The organism is Gilliamella sp. B14384G12, from assembly GCF_016101825.1.
GTDB classification, from domain to species: Bacteria; Pseudomonadota; Gammaproteobacteria; order Enterobacterales; family Orbaceae; genus Gilliamella; species Gilliamella apicola_N.
This window is the reverse complement of record NZ_JACFPU010000015.1, coordinates 15301-36589: the sequence shown is the minus strand read 5'-3', so window position 1 is coordinate 36589 and position 21289 is coordinate 15301. Positions and strand designations below refer to the sequence as shown.

Here is a 21289-nt window from a genome sequence, read left to right as displayed (position 1 = left end):
AATCATTTGAACTAGAGAAGATTACTCTTCGTCTAACTCTATATTAATACCTAACGAACGAATCTCTTTTAACAATACATTAAATGATTCTGGTATCGCAGGTTCCATACGATGATCACCATCTACAATATTTTTGTACATCTTAGTACGACCGTTCACGTCATCTGACTTAACAGTTAACATTTCTTGTAAGGTATAAGCTGCACCATATGCCTCTAGTGCCCATACTTCCATCTCACCGAAACGCTGACCACCGAATTGAGCTTTACCACCCAATGGTTGCTGAGTAACCAGACTGTATGAACCTGTAGAACGAGCATGCATTTTGTCATCAACCAAGTGGTTCAATTTGAGCATATACATGTAACCAACAGTTACAGGACGTTCAAATTGTTCACCTGTACGACCATCATACAACGTAATTTGTCCAGAAGTTGGTAGATCACCAAGTTCAAGTAATGCCTTAATTTCTTGCTCTTTAGCACCATCAAAGACAGGTGTAGCAAGTGGCATACCATTACGTAAATTCTGTGCCAGTGTCATGACTTCTTGATCAGTAAATTCAGCAACATTAACTTTTTGTGCTGCACCTAAACCAAGGTCATACGCTTTTTGGATAAATTCGCGTAATTTAGCTAATTCTTGCTGTTCTTTCAGCATAGTATCAATCTTCTGACCTATACCTTTAGCCGCCATACCTAAGTGAGTTTCTAGAATCTGCCCGATATTCATACGTGATGGAACCCCCAGTGGGTTTAATACGATATCAACCGGACGGCCTTTGTCATCATATGGCATATCTTCAATTGGGTTAATTTTAGAGATAACCCCTTTGTTACCATGACGACCAGCCATTTTATCCCCAGGCTGGATTTGACGTTTAACAGCTAAATAAACTTTAACAATTTTTAACACACCAGGTTGTAAATCATCACCTTGGGTGATCTTCATGCGTTTAGCTTCAAGTTTTTTGTTAAATTCAGCTTTGATTTCTTCGTGCTGTTCTGCAAGTTGCTCTAATTGAGCTTGTTTATCTTCGTTCGCAATACCGATTGTTAACCATTTTTCACGTGGTAAAGCATCTAATTTGTCAGCTTTAATTCCACCAGCAATTAACACATCACGAATACGAGCAAACAAAGCAGCTTCTAAAATGTTAAGTTCTTCAGTTAAATCTTTACGTGCTTGTTTTAATTGCATGTCTTCAATTTCAAGTGCACGTTTATCTTTTTGTACACCATCACGCGTAAAGACTTGAACATCAATTACTGTACCAGAAACACCATTTGGCACACGTAAAGAAGTATCTTTAACATCAGACGCTTTCTCACCAAAAATCGCACGCAGTAGTTTTTCTTCTGGGGTTAATTGAGTTTCACCTTTTGGTGTCACTTTACCAACCAGAATATCACCGCCTTTAACTTCAGCTCCGATATAAACAATACCTGATTCATCAAGTTTAGAAAGTGCAGCTTCACCTACATTTGGAATGTCGGCTGTGATTTCTTCAGCACCTAATTTAGTATCTCGTGAGATACAAGATAGTTCTTGAATATGAATCGAAGTAAAGCGGTCATCTTGTACAACTTTTTCAGAGACTAAAATTGAATCCTCAAAGTTATAACCATTCCATGGCATGAAAGCCACGCGCATGTTTTGACCTAATGCTAATTCACCTAAATCAGTTGATGGACCGTCAGCAAGAACATCGCCTCGTTCAACTTTTTCACCTAATTTCACACATGGAATTTGATTGATACAAGTATTTTGGTTAGAACGGGTATATTTAGTTAAGTTATAAATATCAATACCTGTTTCACCTGCGTACATTTCATCATCATTAACGTTAATTACAATGCGTGATGCATCAACATATTGAACAGTACCACCACGACGAGCTACTGCAGTTACACCTGAGTCAACTGCTACAGCCCTTTCCATACCAGTTCCAACAAATGGTTTTTCCGCTTTTAATGTCGGTACTGCTTGACGTTGCATGTTCGCACCCATTAGGGCACGGTTCGCATCATCATGCTCTAAGAATGGAATTAATGAAGCACCAACCGATACGATTTGCTGAGTTGATACGTCCATATAGTGAACTTGTTCAGGACTATATAAACCTGACTCACCATTTAAACGACAAGTAACTAAGTCTTCTTTAAAGCGTCCGTCTTCATCAAGGTTTGAGTTAGCCTGAGCAATAACAAATTCGCTTTCATCAATCGCTGATAAATAATTAATTTCATCAGTTACAATACCATCGATAACTCGACGATATGGCGTTTCTAAGAAACCATACTCATTAGTACGAGAATAAACTGCTAATGAGTTAATCAAACCAATGTTCGGACCTTCAGGTGTCTCAATCGGACATACACGACCATAATGAGTAGGATGTACGTCACGCACTTCAAATCCTGCTCGTTCACGAGTTAAACCACCAGGACCTAATGCTGAAATACGACGTTTGTGAGTAATTTCAGATAATGGATTGTTTTGATCCATAAACTGAGATAATTGGCTAGAACCAAAGAACTCACGGATTGCAGCTGAAATCGGTTTAGCATTGATCATATCTTGTGGCATCAGTGAATCTAAATCACCTAAAGATAAACGTTCTTTAACAGCTCGCTCTACACGAACTAAACCAATACGGAATTGGTTTTCTGCCATTTCACCAACGCTACGAATACGACGATTACCTAAATGGTCAATATCATCAACTTCACCATGACCATTACGAATGCTGATTAATTTCTTCATTACGTCAACGATATCATCTTTTGTTAAGACGCTTTCGCCTTCGATATCTTCACGACCTAAAGAACGATTAAATTTCATTCGACCAACAGCGGACAAATCATAACGCTCGTCAGAGAAGAATAAATTATCAAATAACGCTTCAGCAGCCTCTTTTGTTGGTGGTTCACCAGGGCGCATCATACGATAAATTTCAACTAATGCACCTAATCGATCACGGGTTGAATCAACATTTAGAGTTTCAGAAATAAATGGACCATGATCAAGATCATTAGTAAATAATGTTTCTATTTTTCTATGGCCCGCATTAGTTAATTCAAGCAATAGCTCTAATGAAATTGGTGTATTTGCAAAAGCAATAACTTCGCCTGTCGCTTCATTGACATAATTTTTAGCTAACACTTTATTAACTATATATTCAACAGGTACATCAATTTTAGTAACGTTATCTTTATCTAATTCACGGATGTGGCGAGCCGTAATACGACGACCTTTTTCAGCATAAACTTTGCCTTTTGATTCGATATCAAAAAGAGCTGTTTCGCCACGTAAACGTTCTGGAACAAGATCCATTTTCAGTTTGGATTTGCCCACTTCAAAAATAGTTTTCTCGAAGAAAATATCTAAAATTTCTTCTGTTTCATAACCTAAAGCACGTAAAATTATTGTTGCTGGAAGTTTACGACGACGGTCAATACGGGCAAAAAGATTATCTTTTGGATCAAATTCAAAATCAAGCCAAGAGCCACGATAAGGAATAATCCGAGCATTATATAAAACTTTACCAGAAGAGTGTGTTTTACCTTTATCACTATCAAAGAACACACCAGGACTACGATGTAATTGTGATACGATTACACGTTCAGTACCGTTGATCACAAACGTACCATTGTCCGTCATTAAAGGGATTTCGCCCATGTAGACGTCTTGCTCTTTAATATCTTTTACTGTTCCTTCTGGCGCATCTTTATCATAAATAACTAAACGTAATTTTACGCGCAACGGTGCTGAGTAAGTGATCCCCCTAATTTGACATTCTTTAACATCAAACACAGGTTCGCCCATTTTAAAGCTCACGTATTGTAACTCAGCGTTACCACTATAACTTTTTATCGGAAATATTGAACGAAATGCGGCTTCTAAGCCATATTGACCTTCTGGATCTTGTTCAATAAATTTCTGGAACGAATCAAGTTGAATAGAAAGAAGATACGGTATATCCAAGACTTGTGGACGCTTACCAAAATTCTTACGAATTCGTTTTTTCTCGGTATAAGAGTAAACCATTAGTTCCTCAACTTGCTTATCTGCTATTTTAGCATGATTAAATATTCATCAGGGGGTACTACCTTCAAATAATAACGCCTGACACCTCATCGAAAATATCTTTAAATATCAATTGATTAGGCTTAGTAAATATACTATTTCTTTATTACTTTTTATTGATAATCTTCAAATAAAATTCTTTGACTTTTTACAGCGCAAAAAGGCTGGAGGTAAAAAACCCCCAGCCATTTAGGTTGCTATCGATAAACTTATTTAAGTTCGACAACTGCACCAGATTCTTCAAGTGCCTTTTTAAGTTCATCTGCATCAGCTTTGCTAACGCCTTCTTTAACTGTTGCTGGAGCTGATTCAACAAGATCTTTAGCTTCTTTCAAGCCTAAACCTGTTGCACCACGAACTGCTTTGATAACAGCTACTTTGTTCGCACCAACTTCTTTTAAGATTACATCAAATTCAGTTTTTTCTTCTGCTGCTTCAGCTGGACCAGCTGCTGCAACTGCTACAGCTGCTGCTGCAGAAACGCCAAATTTTTCTTCCATCATTGATACAAGTTCAACAACGTCCATTACAGACATTTCGGCAACTGCATCTAAAATTTGTTCTTTAGTGATAGACATAATATAGTTTCCCAAATTTACAATTTTTATTAATTAATAACGTTCACAATCATACTGACAATTAAGCAGCTTCTTTTTGATCGCGAACAGCTGCAAGAGTACGAACCAATTTGCCAGCTGCGGCTTCTTTCATGGTTGACATCAAGCGTGCTAATGCTTCTTCATAAGTAGGTAATGTTGCTAAGCGATCAATATTCGCTGCAGTAATCAACTCACCTTCAAAGGCTGCGGCTTTAATCTCAAATTTATCATTTTCTTTAGCAAACGCTTTAAAAATACGCGCTGCAGCACCTGGGTGCTCATTTGAAAATGCAATTAGAGTTGGACCAACAAACGTATCTTTTAAACACTCGTATTGAGTTCCCTCAACAACACGGCGTAATAGCGTATTACGAACAACACGCATATAAACACCAGCTTCACGAGCAGACTTACGTAATGCAGTCATTTTTTCTACAGTTACGCCACGAGAATCAGCAACAACTGCAGAAAGCGCACCTTTGGCGATTTCGTTAACTTCAGCAACAATTTCTTGTTTATTTTGAAGATTTAGTGCCATTGGTATTGCTCCTGGATTAAACTAGGCAAAGCCTAGACTGATTTTAACTAGCTACACATGTAGCTAGCATAACCACGATGAGCAGAATCCCTCTATTATATCTATCAGGTTCTGTCACCGTCTACGTAGGAAAATTAAGTAGTTAAACTTCAACTACACCTACGGTCTTGGACGGGGTCTGGTTAAGGCCAGACACCAACCGATTCTTATTGTTTAATCAACAAAAGTAATTAAACACTTGCATTTAATGTTGCTTGATCAATAGCAACACCAGCACCCATTGTGGTAGAAAGGCTAACTTTCTTCACAAATACACCTTTAGAAGAGGCTGGTTTTGCACGTTTTAACGCAACAAGTAATGCTTCTAAATTCTCTTTAAGTTTCGCTGCATCAAAATCAGCTTTACCGATAGTGGTATGGATAATACCATTTTTATCATTACGATAACGGATCTGACCAGCTTTAGCATTTTTAACTGCTTCTGCAACATTAGGCGTTACAGTACCAACTTTAGGATTTGGCATTAAACCACGTGGTCCTAAAATTTGACCTAATTGACCAACAACACGCATAGCGTCTGGTGATGCAATAACAACATCAAAATCCATTTCGCCTTTTTTGATTTGATCAGCTAGATCATCCATACCGACTAGTTCCGCGCCAGCTTCTTTAGCTGCTTCTGCATTTGCACCTTGAGTAAATACAGCAACGCGAACACTACGACCAGTACCATGTGGAAGTACAATTGCTCCACGCACATTTTGATCTGATTTACGTGAATCAATACCTAAATTAACAGCAACATCAACACTTTCTGTAAATTTAGCAGTTGCGAATTCTTTTAATAAAGCAATAGCTTCATTAATTTCATATTGTTTAGTCGCATTCACTTTTTCGCGGATAAGTTTAGCTTTCTTAGATAATTTAGCCATTGATTAACCCTCCACTTCCAAGCCCATTGAACGAGCCGTTCCTTCAATAGAACGCATCATTGTTTCAATGGTAGCGCCATTCATATCTGCAGCTTTTAATTCAGCAATTTCGCGAATCTGAGCACTTGTAATTTTACCTACTTTTTTCTTGTTAGGTTCGCCAGAACCAGACTTGATTTTAGCAGCTTTCTTTAATAAAACCGCAGCAGGAGGAGTTTTAGTTACAAATGTAAATGAACGGTCAGAATATACTGTAATAACAACAGGAATAGGTAAACCTTTTTCCATGCTTTCTGTTTTTGCATTAAATGCTTTACAGAATTCCATAATGTTAACACCATGTTGACCTAGTGCAGGACCAACTGGCGGACTAGGATTCGCTGCACCAGCCGCAACTTGCAACTTGATGTAAGCTTGTACTTTTTTTGCCATTTTTGATTTTCCTTTTCTCGGGTGCAAACGCCTCTATTAATAACAGCTATTAATAAATAGACAGCTCCCCTAAGTTAAATGAGGGCAGAATTATCCTACAACTTTATACAAAAAGCAAGATTTATTTAAAACAGGATAAAAATGAAAAGCAGAACCAAAGATTCTGCTTTTTTTGCCTTCAAATTATAGAACGTTAATTGCGTTAAGTTCTTTAAATGCGAGTTCTAAACGTGCAACTAAAGAATCTTGACCTTTACGTAACCATACACGAGGATCGTAATATTTTTTATTTGGTGCATCAGGACCTTCAGGATTACCTAATTGTCCTTGTAAATAAGCTTCATTCGCTTTGTAATAATCTAAAACACCAGCCCAGTTAGCCCACTGTGTATCAGTATCAATATTCATTTTGATAACACCATAGCTTACTGCTTCTGCAATTTCTTCTGGTGTAGAGCCAGAACCACCATGGAACACGAAGTTCAATGATTTTTCAGGTAAATTAAATTTTTCTGATACATATTTTTGTGAGTTATCTAGAATTTTTGGCGTCAACTTAACGTTACCTGGTTTATAAACACCATGCACATTACCAAATGATGCAGCAATAGTGAAACGAGGGCTAATCGCGCTCAAACGTTCATAAGCATAAGCAACATCTTCTGGTTGTGTATAAAGTGCTGAACTATCCATATGGCTATTATCAACACCATCTTCTTCACCACCAGTACAACCTAATTCTAATTCTAATGTCATTTTCATTGCCGACATACGAGCAAGATATTGACAACAAATATCAATGTTATCTTTTAATGTTTCTTCTGAAAGATCGATCATATGAGAAGAAAACAATGGTTTACCTGTTTTAGCAAAATGAGTTTCGCCAGCATCAAGTAATCCATCAACCCAAGGCAATAATTTTTTCGCACAATGGTCGGTATGTACAATAACTGGTACGCCATATTTTTCTGCCATAAGATGAACATGTTTAGCGCCAGATACTGCACCTAACACAGCACACTCTTGCCCTTCAAGTTTTAAACCTTTACCTGCAATAAATTGTGCACCACCATTAGAAAATTGAACAATAACAGGAGAACCTACTTTAGCTGCCGTTTCAATAACTGCATTAATTGTATTTGTATCAACACAGTTTACCGCTGGTAGGGCAAAATTATTTTCACGTGCAATTTGGAACACCTTTTGAACATCATCACCAGTTACCACACCAGGTTTAACGACATCAGAAATTTTTGTAACCATTTTATTACCTATAAATTTATTAATATAAAAAGTAGTAAGGATGAGTAATTAGCTCATCCTTACTTTTAAACTAAAATGTTATGCTTTTGCTCTTTCTTCTAACATTGCAACAGCTGGAAGTTTTTTACCTTCAACAAATTCAAGGAAAGCACCACCACCAGTTGAAATATAAGAGATTTTATCTTCAATACCAAATAAATCAATTGCAGCTAATGTATCTCCACCACCGGCAATTGAAAAACCTTGGCTATCAGCAATTGCTTTAGCAACAATTTCAGTACCACGACGGAAATTAGGGAATTCAAATACACCTACAGGACCATTCCACAGTATAGTTTTTGCATTCTTAATAATATTTGCTAATACTTCTGCTGATTTATCGCCTAAATCAAGAATTTGCTCATTTTCTTTAACATCTTTTACTGATTTTTCAGTTGCCGTAGCTGTTTCACTAAATTCAGTGGCAACGCGTACATCAGTAGGCACAGGAATTTCACAGTTAGCCATTAGTTTTTTAGCTTCTGGAATTAAATCGGCTTCATAAAGTGATTTACCAACATTATAACCTTCTGCTGCAATGAAAGTATTAGCAATACCACCACCAACAATAATTTGGTCAGCAATTTTTGAAAGTGAATCAAGAACAGTTAACTTAGTTGATACTTTAGAACCAGCAACAATCGCAACCATTGGTCTTGCTGGATTATCAAGCGCTTTACCTAATGCATCTAATTCAGCCGCTAATAATGGACCTGCACAAGCAACAGGAGCAAATTTACCAGCACCATGAGTTGAAGCTTGCGCACGGTGAGCAGTACCAAAAGCATCCATTACATAGATGTCGCAAAGTGCAGCGTATTTTTTAGATAAAGTTTCATCATCTTTACCTTCACCAACATTGAAACGCACATTTTCAAGAACAACTAATTCACCCTCTTTAACATCCACACCATCAAGGTAATCTTTTACTAAACGAACAGGGAAAGATACATGTTCTTTCAAGTAATCAACAACGGGTTGTAATGAAAATTCAGGATTATACTCCCCTTCCGTTGGGCGACCAATATGAGAAGTAACCATTACTTTAGCACCTTTCTTGATCGCTTCTTCAATAGTCGGTAGTGATGCTTTAATTCGCGCATCAGAGGTTACTTTACCATTTTTAACTGGCACATTAAGATCTGAACGAATAAATAAACGTTTTCCTTTTAGATCAAGATCTTGCATTCTAATAATAGACATGTGACTTCCTCTTATAAATATCAATATAATAAAATTATGACTATTCTAACATAAAATTTTCTTTTAGGTTACAACCATTATTGTTCACATACTGAACATCTGATAGAAATAAAAAATTTGTTATCAAGGTAAAAAATTTTATATAACAGCATTGACAATAGAGAGAAAATCAGGCATATTTTGCCGCCTTATTAATATGTAATTTTTATCTAAACTTGGGAGTTGACTTTGGCTAATATCAAATCAGCTAAGAAACGTGCGGTTCAATCCGAAAAACGCCGTAAACATAATGCTAGTAACCGTTCAATGATGCGTACTTATATTAAAAAAGTTTACGCAGCTGTTGCAGCTGGTGATAAACAAACAGCTGAAGTAGCATTCAAAGACATGCAGGCAGTTGTTGATCGTCAAGCGGCTCGTGGCTTAATCCACAAAAACAAAGCTGCACGTCATAAAGCGAATTTAATTAAGCAGATTAAAGCATTGGCTTAATGCTGTTATCTATTAACTATTATAGTTAGAAGGAATAATAAAAAGTGGTGTAAGCCACTTTTTTTATTTGTATACTAATCCGTTATTCGATATTAATAAGAGAGTATATTGTGGTTCAGCGTGATTATGTAAGAAAAAAGAGCCGATCAAAAAAAAATAATTCACGAAATAAGCCTAATTTAATGATATTTTTGGCCATTATTATCATTATTCTATTTTCTACTATTCTCTATTACGTTGCGAATAACAAACCAACTCAACCAGTTAAACCCCCAAAAGTAAAAACCCAACCTCCGGCAATAACATTACCAGAACGACCGCAAGAACGTTGGACTTATCTTAAAGAACTTGAAACTCCAAATGCTAGTTATGATTCAAGAGCAAGTGAACGGCAACAAATTTTAGATAGCTTTGTCAATAACTCACGTCCTGTCACGCCGCCGACTAAAAATAATAGTGTGACCAAACAAGAAACCACTTCATCTATAACTACGCAAAATGTTGGTACTGCAAATAAATGGATATTGAAATGCGGAGCATTCAAAGATAAAGCTAACGCCGAAACCCTTAAAGCAAGAATTGCAATGATTGGCATCAGTGGTAGTATATCTTCTGGTCAATTATATCGAGTCACTGCAGGACAATATACTAATAAAAATGAGGCAGATAAGGCATTAAACTCATTAAAAAATAATGGGATTAATGATTGTATTATTTCTAACTAAAAAGAAAAATATGAAATCATTCAAAAAGATACAGTTGTTTACTAAAATGTTATGGTTGCGTATAAATCAAGACCGTTTAACAACATCTGCTGCTGGGTTAGCTTATACAACAATCCTTGCTTTAGTGCCACTTATTACTGTTATATTTTCTCTACTCTCTGCTTTTCCTATGTTTGATGAGGTCAGTCTTTCATTAAAAAAAATAATTTATAACAACTTGGTTCCAACGGCTAGTGACACTATCGAGAATTATTTAGAACAATTTATTGGCAATACTAAAAAAATGACCTTTATGGGGGTAATCGGTTTAATTGTTACATCGCTTCTATTAATTAATTCAATTAATACTGCGCTAAATCACATATGGAAAACCAAGCGTAAGCGATCATTCATGTACAATCTAACGATGTATTGGACCATATTAACTTTAGGCCCTATTTTAGCTGGTTCAAGTGTTGCAATAAGTTCTTATGTGTTTTCACTAAAATGGCTTTCTACTGCGACCACAGGTAACTTTCTATTCAGTTCTTTACCATTTTTTATATCTGTAGCTGGTTTCTGGTTGCTTTATAGTATTATTCCTACTGAATCAGTACCTTTTAAAGAATCCATAGTTGGAGCCATTGTCGCAGCAATATTATTTGAATTAGGAAAACGAGCATTTGCGCTGTATATAACTTCTTTCCCAACTTATCAACTTATTTATGGAGTTGTATCATCAATTCCCATTATGTTAGTTTGGATCTATTTTTCTTGGTGCATTGTTTTGTTTGGCGCTGAGTTTGCAGCAACTTTAACGGACTTTAATCGCAAAAAGCACGCAGTTGAAAATCAATCATTACCAGAGTAATTATTTTATGATCGCCTTAATCCAACGTGTTAAACAAGCTAGTGTTACTGTTGATAATCAAGTTATTGGACAGATTAATCATGGATTACTAGTATTATTAGGTGTAGAACAAGAAGATAATGAGCAAAAAGCAATACGCTTATGTGAAAAAGTTCTAGGGTACCGAATATTTAGTGATAATGAAGGCAAAATGAATTTAAATGTTAGTCAAACTAATGGTGAACTATTAGTTGTTTCTCAATTTACACTAGCAGCCGATACACAAAAGGGTATGCGCCCTAGTTTTACTAAAGGTGCAAAACCGGATGAAGCCAATAAACTATATCAATTTTTTGTTGAACAATGTAAAAAGAAAATTAATACACAAACAGGACAATTTGCAGCTGACATGCAGGTTTCTTTGATAAATGATGGACCAGTAACATTCTGGCTACAAGTCTAATATAATCGCAATATTGAATATTATGCCCTGATATAAGGACATAATATTTATAGTTGTTAATTTATTTTAGATTTTTTAACATCTCTATTGCTGACTGGTTCTCATCTAAATCTAATTTATTCAGTTTATTAACATAAAATTGTTTTACATCATTCCATCGATAATAAGGGTAACTATCGGTTTTAATAGGTAAATGTACCTCTCGCTCATTTAGTAATACTTTGATTAAAATCGGTTGATGAGTTTGCTTACTTTTATAAAAAATCCATTGAATGTTCGCCCCCATAGGGATAATTTTATCTGCTCGCCATACAGTAGGATAATTAAACAGTGTTTTAGTAACATTAGCAGAGCCTTCAATTTCAAGTAAAGTGGCTAATGGTGAAACCGTTTCAGCATGCGCAAAGCGCAAATTAGCATCCACATTATTATCAACTATTGCCTTATCAGCAGAGTGAATCATATCCCATAATAATGGTGCAGCAATTTTAATTTGAATACCTGTAGCATCAAAGGCAGGGCCTATTTGCAAATAATTTTTTGTAGTAACAACTGTATTAAGCCATGTCTTTTGTTCTGCTGAAAAATAACGATCTAAATCAAGATGATTGTCCGTTAAAACTTGTGGCGAAAAAGCCTGCAATTCTTGATACAATTGGTATACTGCAATAACAAAATCCGATGTTTTTACTAATGTATCCTCAGATTCATCCAATCCCTTTTTTAACTTAATTAAAAAAGATTTTTTAAAAATGCCTTTGGCAACTTGTTTACTCATCTGTTTAGTTTGAGAAGCATACTCAATAGATTTCACGGCATCTTTCACTGCTTTACTTTTTTTATATTCACTATAAGCAGGAGAATACTCAAAAAAGCGCAATAATGTTTGTTCATTGTCTGGTTGTTGAGCCACATGAATATTAGGGTATTTAGCTTTAAAAGAATCAATAAAAATTTCTGCCGTTTCTTTTGCTCTTGGAGAACTGCTTGAAATAACTTCAATTTTTTGTCCTTTAAATACTGTTGGATTATTTTCCAGCATTCGGTTACTTATCAAACTAATGTCTTTGCGACCCAGATTGGTAAGCTGACCATAGTGGTTCTGATTTAATTGCTTAAGGATAGTGACTTGCCTAAGAAGATCTTTTCCTGAATCAGTCAATTGTTGTTGACTGTCAGCCAATGATAGAATGTGATAAGCAAGATCTTCATGCTTTGATTTACTTATATACCGCGAACCATGGCGCCCAATATGATCAATATAAAAAGCTTGATAGTTTGTTGGAGCAGAAGTAAGAGTTTGGTTAGAATTGTATTGGTAAGCTGTTTTGGAACCAGCAATCACATTGGTTTGAGCAAAACTTAATGAAGTAAAAGTAAATAGAAAAACAGTCAATAAGTTACGCGAACCGAGCATAATCATATTTTTATCTCCATTTAAATACTAATATAAACGCAATTAGGATTAAGATGAAAAAGTGGTCAATAGATGCCACAAAAATCAACATTCTTTTCGTATATTAACACAGCCGCTTCTCTAAACTTGATTTATAGTAAAATTTTACAAAAAGAAGATGATTATTTTCATAACGCTCTTTTATTTTTTGTAAAAAAGATTATCTTATTAAGCATTCAAGATAACTTGCATTTAATTAATCAAAAATAATGAAATTATATGGCCTTTCTGGCACCAAAATTAGCTGTGCATTTATTTCAGCATGTATAACTACCCCTTATAACACAACGCGCTTTATCAAAGATTTAATAGCGGGGATAACCGTTGGTATTATCGCTATACCACTAGCAATGGCTCTTGCAATTGCCAGTGGCGTTCCACCACAACATGGACTTTATACCGCAATTATAGCCGGTTTTGTTATTGCTCTAACGGGAGGATCTAGTTTTAGTGTTTCTGGACCTACCGCCGCATTTGTCGTTATCTTATATCCAGTATCATTACAATATGGTTTATCTGGATTATTAATTGCAACATTATTATCGGGCGTTTTTCTAATATTGATGGGCATGATTCGATTAGGAAGATTAATTGAATATATTCCATTACCTGTAGTATTAGGTTTTACCTCAGGCATAGCAATTACCATTGCTACTATGCAAATCAAAGATTTCTTCGGTTTGACTCTTGAACATATGCCTGAAAGTTATATAAGCAAAGTTATTGAATTAGCTAAGACTTTACCATCCATTAATATTGCAGACACAATTGTCGGAATGGTAACGCTAATTGTATTAATTGTATGGCCAAAATTTCGAGTGAAGATATCTGGTCACTTACCAGCATTAGTTGCAGGTATTATTGTCATGTTTATATTTAATCAATTCGGCTATCAGATTGAAACCATAGGCTCACGATTTACCTATACACTTGCTGATAATACTATTGGTCATGGTATTCCTTCGGTACTACCTGAATTTGTATTACCATGGGAAAATGCTGAATTTAATTGGGATTGGACGACACTTTCTGCTTTACTTCCGATTTCATTGACTATGGCAATGTTATGCGCTATTGAATCACTGCTTTGTGCTGTAGTGTTAGATGAGATGACCCACACAAAACATCACTCAAACAGTGAACTTATTGGTCAAGGTTTAGGCAATATTATTGCACCGTTTTTTGGTGGCATTTCGGCTACCGCCGCTATCGCACGATCAGCTGCGAATGTTAAGGCTGGTGCTACATCACCTATTGCAGCCGTATTACATTCATTAGTAGTATTACTTGCTCTTATTTGCTTTGCACCACTTTTATCTTATATTCCACTATCAGCAATGGCCGCTCTGCTATTAATAGTGGCTTGGAATATGAGTGCCGTGCAACGAGTGATATATATCATCAAATGCGCACCTAAAGATGATATTTTAATTATGTTAATCTGTATGTCACTTACCGTATTATTTGATATGGTTATAGCAATTACACTTGGCATAGTATTGGCTTCCATATTATTTATGCGCCGTATTGCTCGAATGACCCGCTTAGTTGAGTTAAATCGAAGTGATGATAAAACCTTAGTTTTACGTGTTAATGGCCCACTGTTTTTTGCTGCGGCAGAAAAAACTTTTGTTGAGCTTTATAAAAAAATTAACGGATATGAGCATATTATATTACAATGGGATGCCGTACCAATTCTGGACGCTGGTGGACTTAATGCCTTAATACATTTTATTGATGAATTGCCAGAACACGTTGATTTATCAATTTGTGAATTGCAATTTCAGCCATTAAAAACATTAGCTCGCGCCAAAATTGTACCTATCCCCAATAAACTAATGTTCTTCTCAACATTAGATGAAGCATTGAAAGATAAAGAGTAGTTTCATCGTAGTTTTTAAGTTATTCAATAAGTAGTAAGATCTGTGGTACACCTAAAGAATACCACAGATCAGTAGTAATCATTACCTCCGCGATCTTTCTTTTCTGCTGCTAACTATGATTAGCAACTCTATGATCAGAAAGATATTTTATTTAAATGTAAACTTAAATATAAAAGCAGGAAAATAATATGATATCTGATGAAAACAACGTTCAATATATAAAACAAAAATCAAATTGGTTAATCGTAGTTGGCTTTATTTTAATTGTATTAGGATGTTTAGCCTTAGGCTATCAGTTCATGGCTACTGTTTTTTCTGTCTATTTTATTGGTACATTAATTTTAATTGCAGGAATCGCACAAACAATAAATTCATTTAACCTTAAAGGCTTTAGTCAAACGGCATTATGGGCAATAATGGGAATTTTATACATTATTGTTGGCTTAATCTCTTTTTTCCGGCCGATTGCGGTTTCATCAGCTTTAACTTTAGTGATAGCAATATTGCTAATTATGAGTGGATTTACGCAAATTTTTGCCTCTTTTAGTAATCGAAATTTACCGCGTTGGGGATGGGTACTCACTTCTGGTATTATAACCCTAATTTTAGGTTTGATGATAATTACTGGCTGGCCATATGATAGTCTTTGGGTATTGGGAATGTTTTTAGGTATTGACCTTATATTCCAAGGTTTTGCATATTTAGCAATTGGTTTTGCTGTAAAAAACTGATGCTTTAATATTAAAGGGTTGCCCATAATTGCTATTTAAATAATGTAAGCAACCCTTACTTGTTGTAATAACAAAAACGTTTGAATCAATTAAAATTAACGATATTCAAATTCACCATAAACGGTTATTTATAACTTTTATTCGTTCTAGCTTTTACTTCTTTCATGGTCTGTAAAATTCGATGATAATTATCTAATCTTGAAAGTGCGATTTTGCCATCTCTTACAGCTTGTTGTAATAAGCAACCTGGTGTATCAAGATGATTACAATCACGGAATTGACATCCACCTAAATAGTCATCGAACTCTTTAAAACCACTAATTACCTGTTCTGGTTCTAGATGCCATAAACCAAATTCACGAATACCTGGTGAATCAATAATATCACCTCCGTTTGGCAAATGATAAAGTCTGGTTGAAGTAGTAGTATGTTGTCCAAGACCGGATAATTCAGAAATATTTCCAGTTATAGCCGATTGCAATTGATGTGGTAATAATAAATTAATAATACTTGATTTACCGACACCTGACTGCCCAACTAAAATGGATATTTTATCCTGCAAGACAGCCTGCAATGCAGCAATTCCTTGGTGATTCTGACAAGAAACATATAAAACTTGATAGCCAATATTTGTATAAATAGTTAATTGCTTCTCAACTTCTACTCGTTGTTCATCACTTAATAAATCAATTTTGTTTAAGACAATGATTGGCTCAATATCGGTTACTGCGCAAGCCACTAAATAACGATCAATAATATTAAGTGATAATTCAGGCAAAACCGCTGAAATAATCACTATTTGATCAACATTGGCGGCCACTGGTTTAACCCCGTCATAAAAATCAGGACGAACCAACTCAGAATGCCTTGCATGTACCGCCTCAATAATGCCATTGGTATTGGGCTCCAAACTTTCGCGCCACACGACTTTGTCGCCTGTCACTAACGATGGTAAAGTGCGCCGAATACTACAGCGATAAATGTTTCGAGCGTTATCTTCGACATCAGCCGACTTACCAAAACGACTTATTACCACACCATCACGGGGCGATGAAAAATTTGACAGATTTTCATTTTGTTTGGTTTCTAATCGTTGTTGGTGTTTAGCCGCCACGCGTCTTTTTTGATTTTTAGATAGTTGATTTTTTGCCACAGTCACTAATTTTTGCTAAAACAGTTTGACAGTTATGCTACACTACTCGGCATCAAAAAGAAAACTTCTATAACAAATTATGACCACACAATCACAAATTAACAGCAATAATCTTATTTGGATCGATCTTGAAATGACTGGGCTTAATCCAGCAACCGATCGTATTATTGAAATTGCAACTATTGTAACTGATTCTAATTTAAACATTTTAGCTGAAGGCCCTGTTATTGCCATTCATCAATCCGACGATCAATTAGCCTTAATGGATGATTGGAACAAAAATACCCACGGCAAATCTGGTTTAATTGAACGAGTACGTAAAAGTACCGTTAATGAACAACAAGCAGAACAACAAACTATCGAATTTTTAAAACAGTGGGTACCTGCAAACAGCTCACCAATTTGCGGTAACACTATTGGTCAAGACCGTCGTTTTCTATTTAACTATATGCCTAATTTAGAAAGTTATTTTCATTACCGCTATTTAGACGTCAGTACCATAAAAGAATTAGCTAAACGATGGAAACCTGAAATTTTAAAAGGAATTACAAAGCAAAGTACCCACCAAGCGCTTGATGATATTCGTGATTCAATTGCCGAGCTTATTTATTATCGCCAACATTTTTTTAAGCTTAAGAACTAATTGATATGCAATTACTTTATACCATTTTACTCTATCTTATTCAGCCATTGGTATGGATAAGATTACTTTGGCGCAGCCACAAAGCACCAGCATACCGTAAACGTTGGTTTGAACGGTATGGTTTTTGCAAAAATAAAGTGAAAGCAAATGGTATTTTAGTCCATGCGGTATCCGTGGGTGAAACCATTGCCGCTGTTCCACTTATTAAAGCATTGCAGCGACGATATCCCGCTTTGCCCATTACCGTTACAACCATGACACCAACAGGCTCTGAGCGAGTTAAATCATTATTAAAAGACAGTGTGAGCCATGTCTATTTACCATATGACCTACCGTGCGCTATCAAACGTTTTTTAAAAATAACCCAACCCAAATTAGTCATTATTATGGAAACCGAACTTTGGCCTAATTTTATTAGCCAATGCCATAAGAACGCTATCCCTTTGATTATTGCTAATGCTCGCTTGTCCGAACGCTCAGCAAATCGTTACAGTAAGCTAGGCACAACCATTAACCGATTATTAGCAAAAATCAGCATGGTTGCCGCACAAAATAAGCAAGATGGTGAACGCTTTACAGCATTAGGTTTACCCAGCGATCATCTAACCGTAACGGGCAGTATTAAGTTCGATATCAATTTAACAACTGAGCAACAACAAAAAATTGCTAATTTAAAACAACAATGGCAATTGAACCGTCCCGTTTTTATTGCGGCTAGTACCCATGATGGTGAAGATGAAATCATCTTAAAAGCATTTAAACAATTATTGTTACAGCATCCTGATTTATTATTAATCCTAGTGCCCCGTCATCCTGAACGTTTTAAAACAGTCGAAAAACTCATTAAAAATAATGAGCTTAATTATATAACCCGAAGTTCGAACCAAATTCCAACCAATCAAACACAAGTGGTCTTGGGTGATACCATGGGTGAACTGTTAGAACTTTATAGCATGGCAGATATTGCCTTTGTTGGTGGTAGCTTAGTCGACCATGGTGGACATAATCCTCTAGAACCAGCCTTACATCATATTCCAATTATTAGCGGTCAATATTTTTTCAATTTTAAAATCATCTGCGAACAGTTAATTGCTGCAAACGGAATGATAATTTGTGACAGCACAGCAGAAGCTTTATATTTAGTAGTAAACAACCTATTAAATAATAAAACAGATAGCCAACAAATTGGTGAAAATGCCTACCAAGTATTAAAGCAAAATCAAGGTGCATTAGATCGGCTTCTTGGTATTATAAACCATTATCTTTGTTCAAAATAAGGATTAGCTATGGATAAAAAACAAGGGTTATTACTGGTTAATCTCGGAACGCCAAGCGCTGTCACGCCTGATGCAATAAAACACTATTTAACCGAATTTTTACTAGATAGGCATGTAGTGGATTTGCCTGCTTTTTTTTGGTATCCAATTTTAAAGTATCGAGTGTTACCAAAACGAGTACCTTATATTATTAACCACTATAAAAAAATTTGGATAGATAATTCATCACCATTGATGCATTATAGCCAACAACTGTGTGACAAATTACAACAGGAATTACCTAATATTCATTGTCAATTAGCCATGACCTATGGCGAGCCGAATCTTCAATTTGCCTTAAATAAACTGCAATCGTGTAAGAAAATAACGGTATTACCATTATTTCCCCAATATTCGACCACAACAACATTAGCGGTGCTTGATAAACTAAAGACAATTAAATCATCTCAATCAATAACCAATAATATTCATTACATCCGCGATTATGCTGATCATCCAAGTTATATTAATGCTCTATATTTGCAAATTAAACAAGCATTTGAAGAGCAAGGAGAGCCCGAGATATTAGTACTATCTTATCACGGAATTCCTGAACGTTATATTCATAAACGTAAAGATGATTACATAGAGCGTTGCCAACTAACCACATTATTATTAATTGAGAAATGTGAAGCTAATGGCATTAATATTCCCATTGAAATGGCTTATCAATCTAAATTTGGTAAAGGAAAATGGGTTACGCCAAATACCAGTGATTTTTTGGAAAAGTTAGCACATGATGGCGTTAAATATCTTCATGTTATTTGTCCTGGATTTTCTGTGGATTGTATTGAAACCATTTACGAAATTAACGAAGAAAATCGAGAACTATTTTTACAGGCTGGAGGCAAAAAGTTTCATTATATTCATGCGTTAAATGATTCTAATTTACAAATTGATTTAATTAAAGATCTAATAAATTATACTCAAACGTATAGTTAACCTGAAACTTTTTGACAAAAATAGGGCTAAAAAGGAATTAATTATCGCTTTAGACCTTTAATATTTTGTTTTCAAATGTACGACTGATTAATATTCATAATAAGTCATTATCTGTCGCACACATATGTTATAACCTATGATAGGATTGTCATTATTGAGAATCTGAGCCCTAAGGAGAAAATTAGATGAAAATAATCATCATTGGCGCTCAAGCTGCAGGAGCGAGTGCTGCTGCTAAAGCCAAAAGAATGAACCCTAATGCTACCATTCGTATTTATGAAAAAACTGACATTGTATCGTTTGGAGCTTGTGGTTTACCTTATTTTATCGGTGATCATTTCACTGATGCTAATGAAATGATATCCCGTACACCACAACAATTCCAACAAGATGGTATTGAAATAAAAACACGTCACCAAGTTGTCGCTATTGATAGCATACAAAAAAAACTAACGATTAAAAATATTAATACAGATGAATGTTTTGATGATAATTATGACAAATTATTAATTGCCGTTGGTGCAAGCCCTATCATTCCAAATTTTACAAATTATAAATTGAAAAATATTTTTACTTTACGCGATCTCAATGATGGTTTAGCCATTAAACAAGCATTATCCGATCCAGCAGTAAAAAACGTCATTGTAGTTGGTGCAGGCTTTATAGGACTTGAAATTGCCGAGTCATTTGTTGCTTTAAATAAGCAAGTCAAATTAATTCAGTTAGATGATAGAGTACTGGTCGATGCATTCGATGCACAAATTACCGATGTAATTGCAAAGAACATTAAACAACATTGTGATTTACATCTACAAGAACAAGTACAAGGTTTTATAGGAGAACAGCATGTCACTCACGTAATTACCAATAAAGATACTTATCTTGCTGACATGGTTATTATCGCAACTGGAGTAAAACCTAACAGTGAAATTTATCAAAATATTGGTCTTAATATGCTACCAAATGGCGCTATTATTACCGATAGCTATGGACGGACAAACTTTCCAGATATTTATGCAGCAGGTGACTGCGCTGCATTGCAGCATAAAGTCAGCAAAGAGATGGTTTACATTCCTCTTGCCACAGGTGCGAACAAACTGGGCAAGATAGTTGGTGAAAATCTAGGAGGTGGACAGAGTCAATTCCCTGGAACCATCGGTACATCAGCATTTAAAGCGTTTGATATTGAGGCAGGACGAACAGGCTTAACCGAAAAAGAAGCTCAAAAAGCGGGTATTGCTTATAAAACAGTTATTGTTAAGGATAAAAATCACAGTAACTATGTTGCAGGGCAAACTGAGGTAACAGCCAAAGTAATTTATCACGCCGAGACCCGCACCATTTTAGGTGGACAAATTGTAGGTGGTAGTGGCGCTGTTTTACGAGTAAATACGTTAGCAACTGCCATTTGGGCAGAAATAAAAATTGATGAATTAGCAATGATGGACTTTCTTTATGCACCGCCATTTTCAAGACCATGGGACATTTTAAATATTGCAGGTTCAATAGCTAAATAATAATAGTTAAATTGTCATTGTTAATGACAACACCTAAATAATAC

General features: G+C 35.5%; 19 protein-coding genes. 10 read left to right on the top strand and 9 right to left on the bottom strand.

Annotated elements, in window-relative coordinates:
- Positions 1 to 21: 21 nt before the first annotated feature.
- The 7 genes from rpoB to pgk form a co-directional block, all read right to left on the bottom strand.
- Positions 22 to 4050: a DNA-directed RNA polymerase subunit beta gene (gene rpoB / locus H3S73_RS12450; protein ID WP_198228848.1), complete on the bottom strand. Its 4029-nt coding sequence runs from the start codon at positions 4048 to 4050 to the stop codon at positions 22 to 24.
- A 248-nt stretch (positions 4051 to 4298) separates the two neighbouring features.
- Positions 4299 to 4667, bottom strand: coding sequence for a 50S ribosomal protein L7/L12 (gene rplL, locus H3S73_RS12445; RefSeq protein WP_025316515.1), 369 nt, complete (start codon positions 4665 to 4667; stop codon positions 4299 to 4301).
- A 61-nt stretch (positions 4668 to 4728) separates the two neighbouring features.
- Complete coding sequence (rplJ, locus tag H3S73_RS12440; protein ID WP_025316516.1) at positions 4729 to 5226, bottom strand: 50S ribosomal protein L10; 498 nt, start codon at positions 5224 to 5226, stop codon at positions 4729 to 4731.
- 230 nt (positions 5227 to 5456) lie between these two features.
- Positions 5457 to 6158, bottom strand: a complete 702-nt coding sequence (rplA, locus tag H3S73_RS12435) for a 50S ribosomal protein L1 (protein WP_198228847.1) — start codon at positions 6156 to 6158, stop codon at positions 5457 to 5459.
- Positions 6159 to 6161: 3 nt separating this feature from the next.
- Positions 6162 to 6590, bottom strand: coding sequence for a 50S ribosomal protein L11 (rplK, locus tag H3S73_RS12430; RefSeq protein ID WP_025316518.1), 429 nt, complete (start codon positions 6588 to 6590; stop codon positions 6162 to 6164).
- A gap of 183 nt (positions 6591 to 6773) precedes the next feature.
- The gene (fbaA, locus tag H3S73_RS12425; protein ID WP_039127407.1) at positions 6774 to 7853 is read right to left on the bottom strand and encodes a class II fructose-bisphosphate aldolase; all 1080 of its coding nucleotides are present in this window, start codon (positions 7851 to 7853) and stop codon (positions 6774 to 6776) included.
- 78 nt (positions 7854 to 7931) lie between these two features.
- Positions 7932 to 9095, bottom strand: coding sequence for a phosphoglycerate kinase (pgk, locus tag H3S73_RS12420; protein ID WP_025316520.1), 1164 nt, complete (start codon positions 9093 to 9095; stop codon positions 7932 to 7934).
- A 228-nt stretch (positions 9096 to 9323) separates the two neighbouring features.
- Between pgk and rpsT the strand changes: the two genes are divergently transcribed.
- From rpsT to dtd, 4 genes are all read left to right on the top strand, one after another.
- A complete protein-coding gene (gene rpsT, locus H3S73_RS12415; protein WP_025316521.1) occupies positions 9324 to 9587 on the top strand; it encodes a 30S ribosomal protein S20 in 264 nt (87 codons plus the stop codon).
- A 110-nt stretch (positions 9588 to 9697) separates the two neighbouring features.
- Complete coding sequence (locus H3S73_RS12410; RefSeq protein ID WP_039127401.1) at positions 9698 to 10312, top strand: SPOR domain-containing protein; 615 nt, start codon at positions 9698 to 9700, stop codon at positions 10310 to 10312.
- A 10-nt stretch (positions 10313 to 10322) separates the two neighbouring features.
- A complete protein-coding gene (locus tag H3S73_RS12405; protein WP_198236797.1) occupies positions 10323 to 11162 on the top strand; it encodes a virulence factor BrkB family protein in 840 nt (279 codons plus the stop codon).
- Positions 11163 to 11169: 7 nt separating this feature from the next.
- Positions 11170 to 11604 carry a D-aminoacyl-tRNA deacylase gene (gene dtd / locus H3S73_RS12400; protein ID WP_039127398.1) on the top strand — a complete coding sequence of 145 codons (435 nt, stop codon included), beginning with the start codon at positions 11170 to 11172 and terminating at the stop codon, positions 11602 to 11604.
- Between the two features lie 61 nt (positions 11605 to 11665).
- Here dtd and H3S73_RS12395 read toward each other — a convergent pair whose 3' ends face one another.
- Complete coding sequence (locus tag H3S73_RS12395; RefSeq protein WP_198236796.1) at positions 11666 to 13027, bottom strand: histidine-type phosphatase; 1362 nt, start codon at positions 13025 to 13027, stop codon at positions 11666 to 11668.
- A gap of 242 nt (positions 13028 to 13269) precedes the next feature.
- Between H3S73_RS12395 and dauA the strand changes: the two genes are divergently transcribed.
- Both dauA and H3S73_RS12385 read left to right on the top strand, forming a co-directional pair.
- Positions 13270 to 14943, top strand: coding sequence for a C4-dicarboxylic acid transporter DauA (dauA, locus tag H3S73_RS12390; protein WP_198236795.1), 1674 nt, complete (start codon positions 13270 to 13272; stop codon positions 14941 to 14943).
- Between the two features lie 188 nt (positions 14944 to 15131).
- Entirely contained in the window at positions 15132 to 15674 is a 543-nt protein-coding gene (locus H3S73_RS12385; protein ID WP_198236794.1) for an HdeD family acid-resistance protein, read from the top strand.
- A 124-nt stretch (positions 15675 to 15798) separates the two neighbouring features.
- Here the strand turns inward: H3S73_RS12385 and rsgA are convergent, their stop codons facing one another.
- Entirely contained in the window at positions 15799 to 16827 is a 1029-nt protein-coding gene (gene rsgA, locus H3S73_RS12380) for a small ribosomal subunit biogenesis GTPase RsgA (RefSeq protein ID WP_198236793.1), read from the bottom strand.
- Between the two features lie 79 nt (positions 16828 to 16906).
- On the opposite strand from rsgA, the gene orn reads away from it, so the two are divergent.
- The 4 genes from orn to H3S73_RS12360 all read left to right on the top strand — a co-directional run bounded on the left by orn (position 16907) and on the right by H3S73_RS12360 (position 21245).
- Positions 16907 to 17470 carry an oligoribonuclease gene (orn, locus tag H3S73_RS12375; protein ID WP_198236792.1) on the top strand — a complete coding sequence of 188 codons (564 nt, stop codon included), beginning with the start codon at positions 16907 to 16909 and terminating at the stop codon, positions 17468 to 17470.
- Between the two features lie 5 nt (positions 17471 to 17475).
- The gene (gene waaA / locus H3S73_RS12370; RefSeq protein ID WP_198236791.1) at positions 17476 to 18747 is read left to right on the top strand and encodes a lipid IV(A) 3-deoxy-D-manno-octulosonic acid transferase; all 1272 of its coding nucleotides are present in this window, start codon (positions 17476 to 17478) and stop codon (positions 18745 to 18747) included.
- 9 nt (positions 18748 to 18756) lie between these two features.
- Positions 18757 to 19728: a ferrochelatase gene (gene hemH / locus H3S73_RS12365; RefSeq protein WP_198236790.1), complete on the top strand. Its 972-nt coding sequence runs from the start codon at positions 18757 to 18759 to the stop codon at positions 19726 to 19728.
- A gap of 185 nt (positions 19729 to 19913) precedes the next feature.
- Positions 19914 to 21245, top strand: coding sequence for a CoA-disulfide reductase (locus H3S73_RS12360; protein WP_198236789.1), 1332 nt, complete (start codon positions 19914 to 19916; stop codon positions 21243 to 21245).
- The last annotated feature ends 44 nt before the right edge of the window (positions 21246 to 21289 follow it).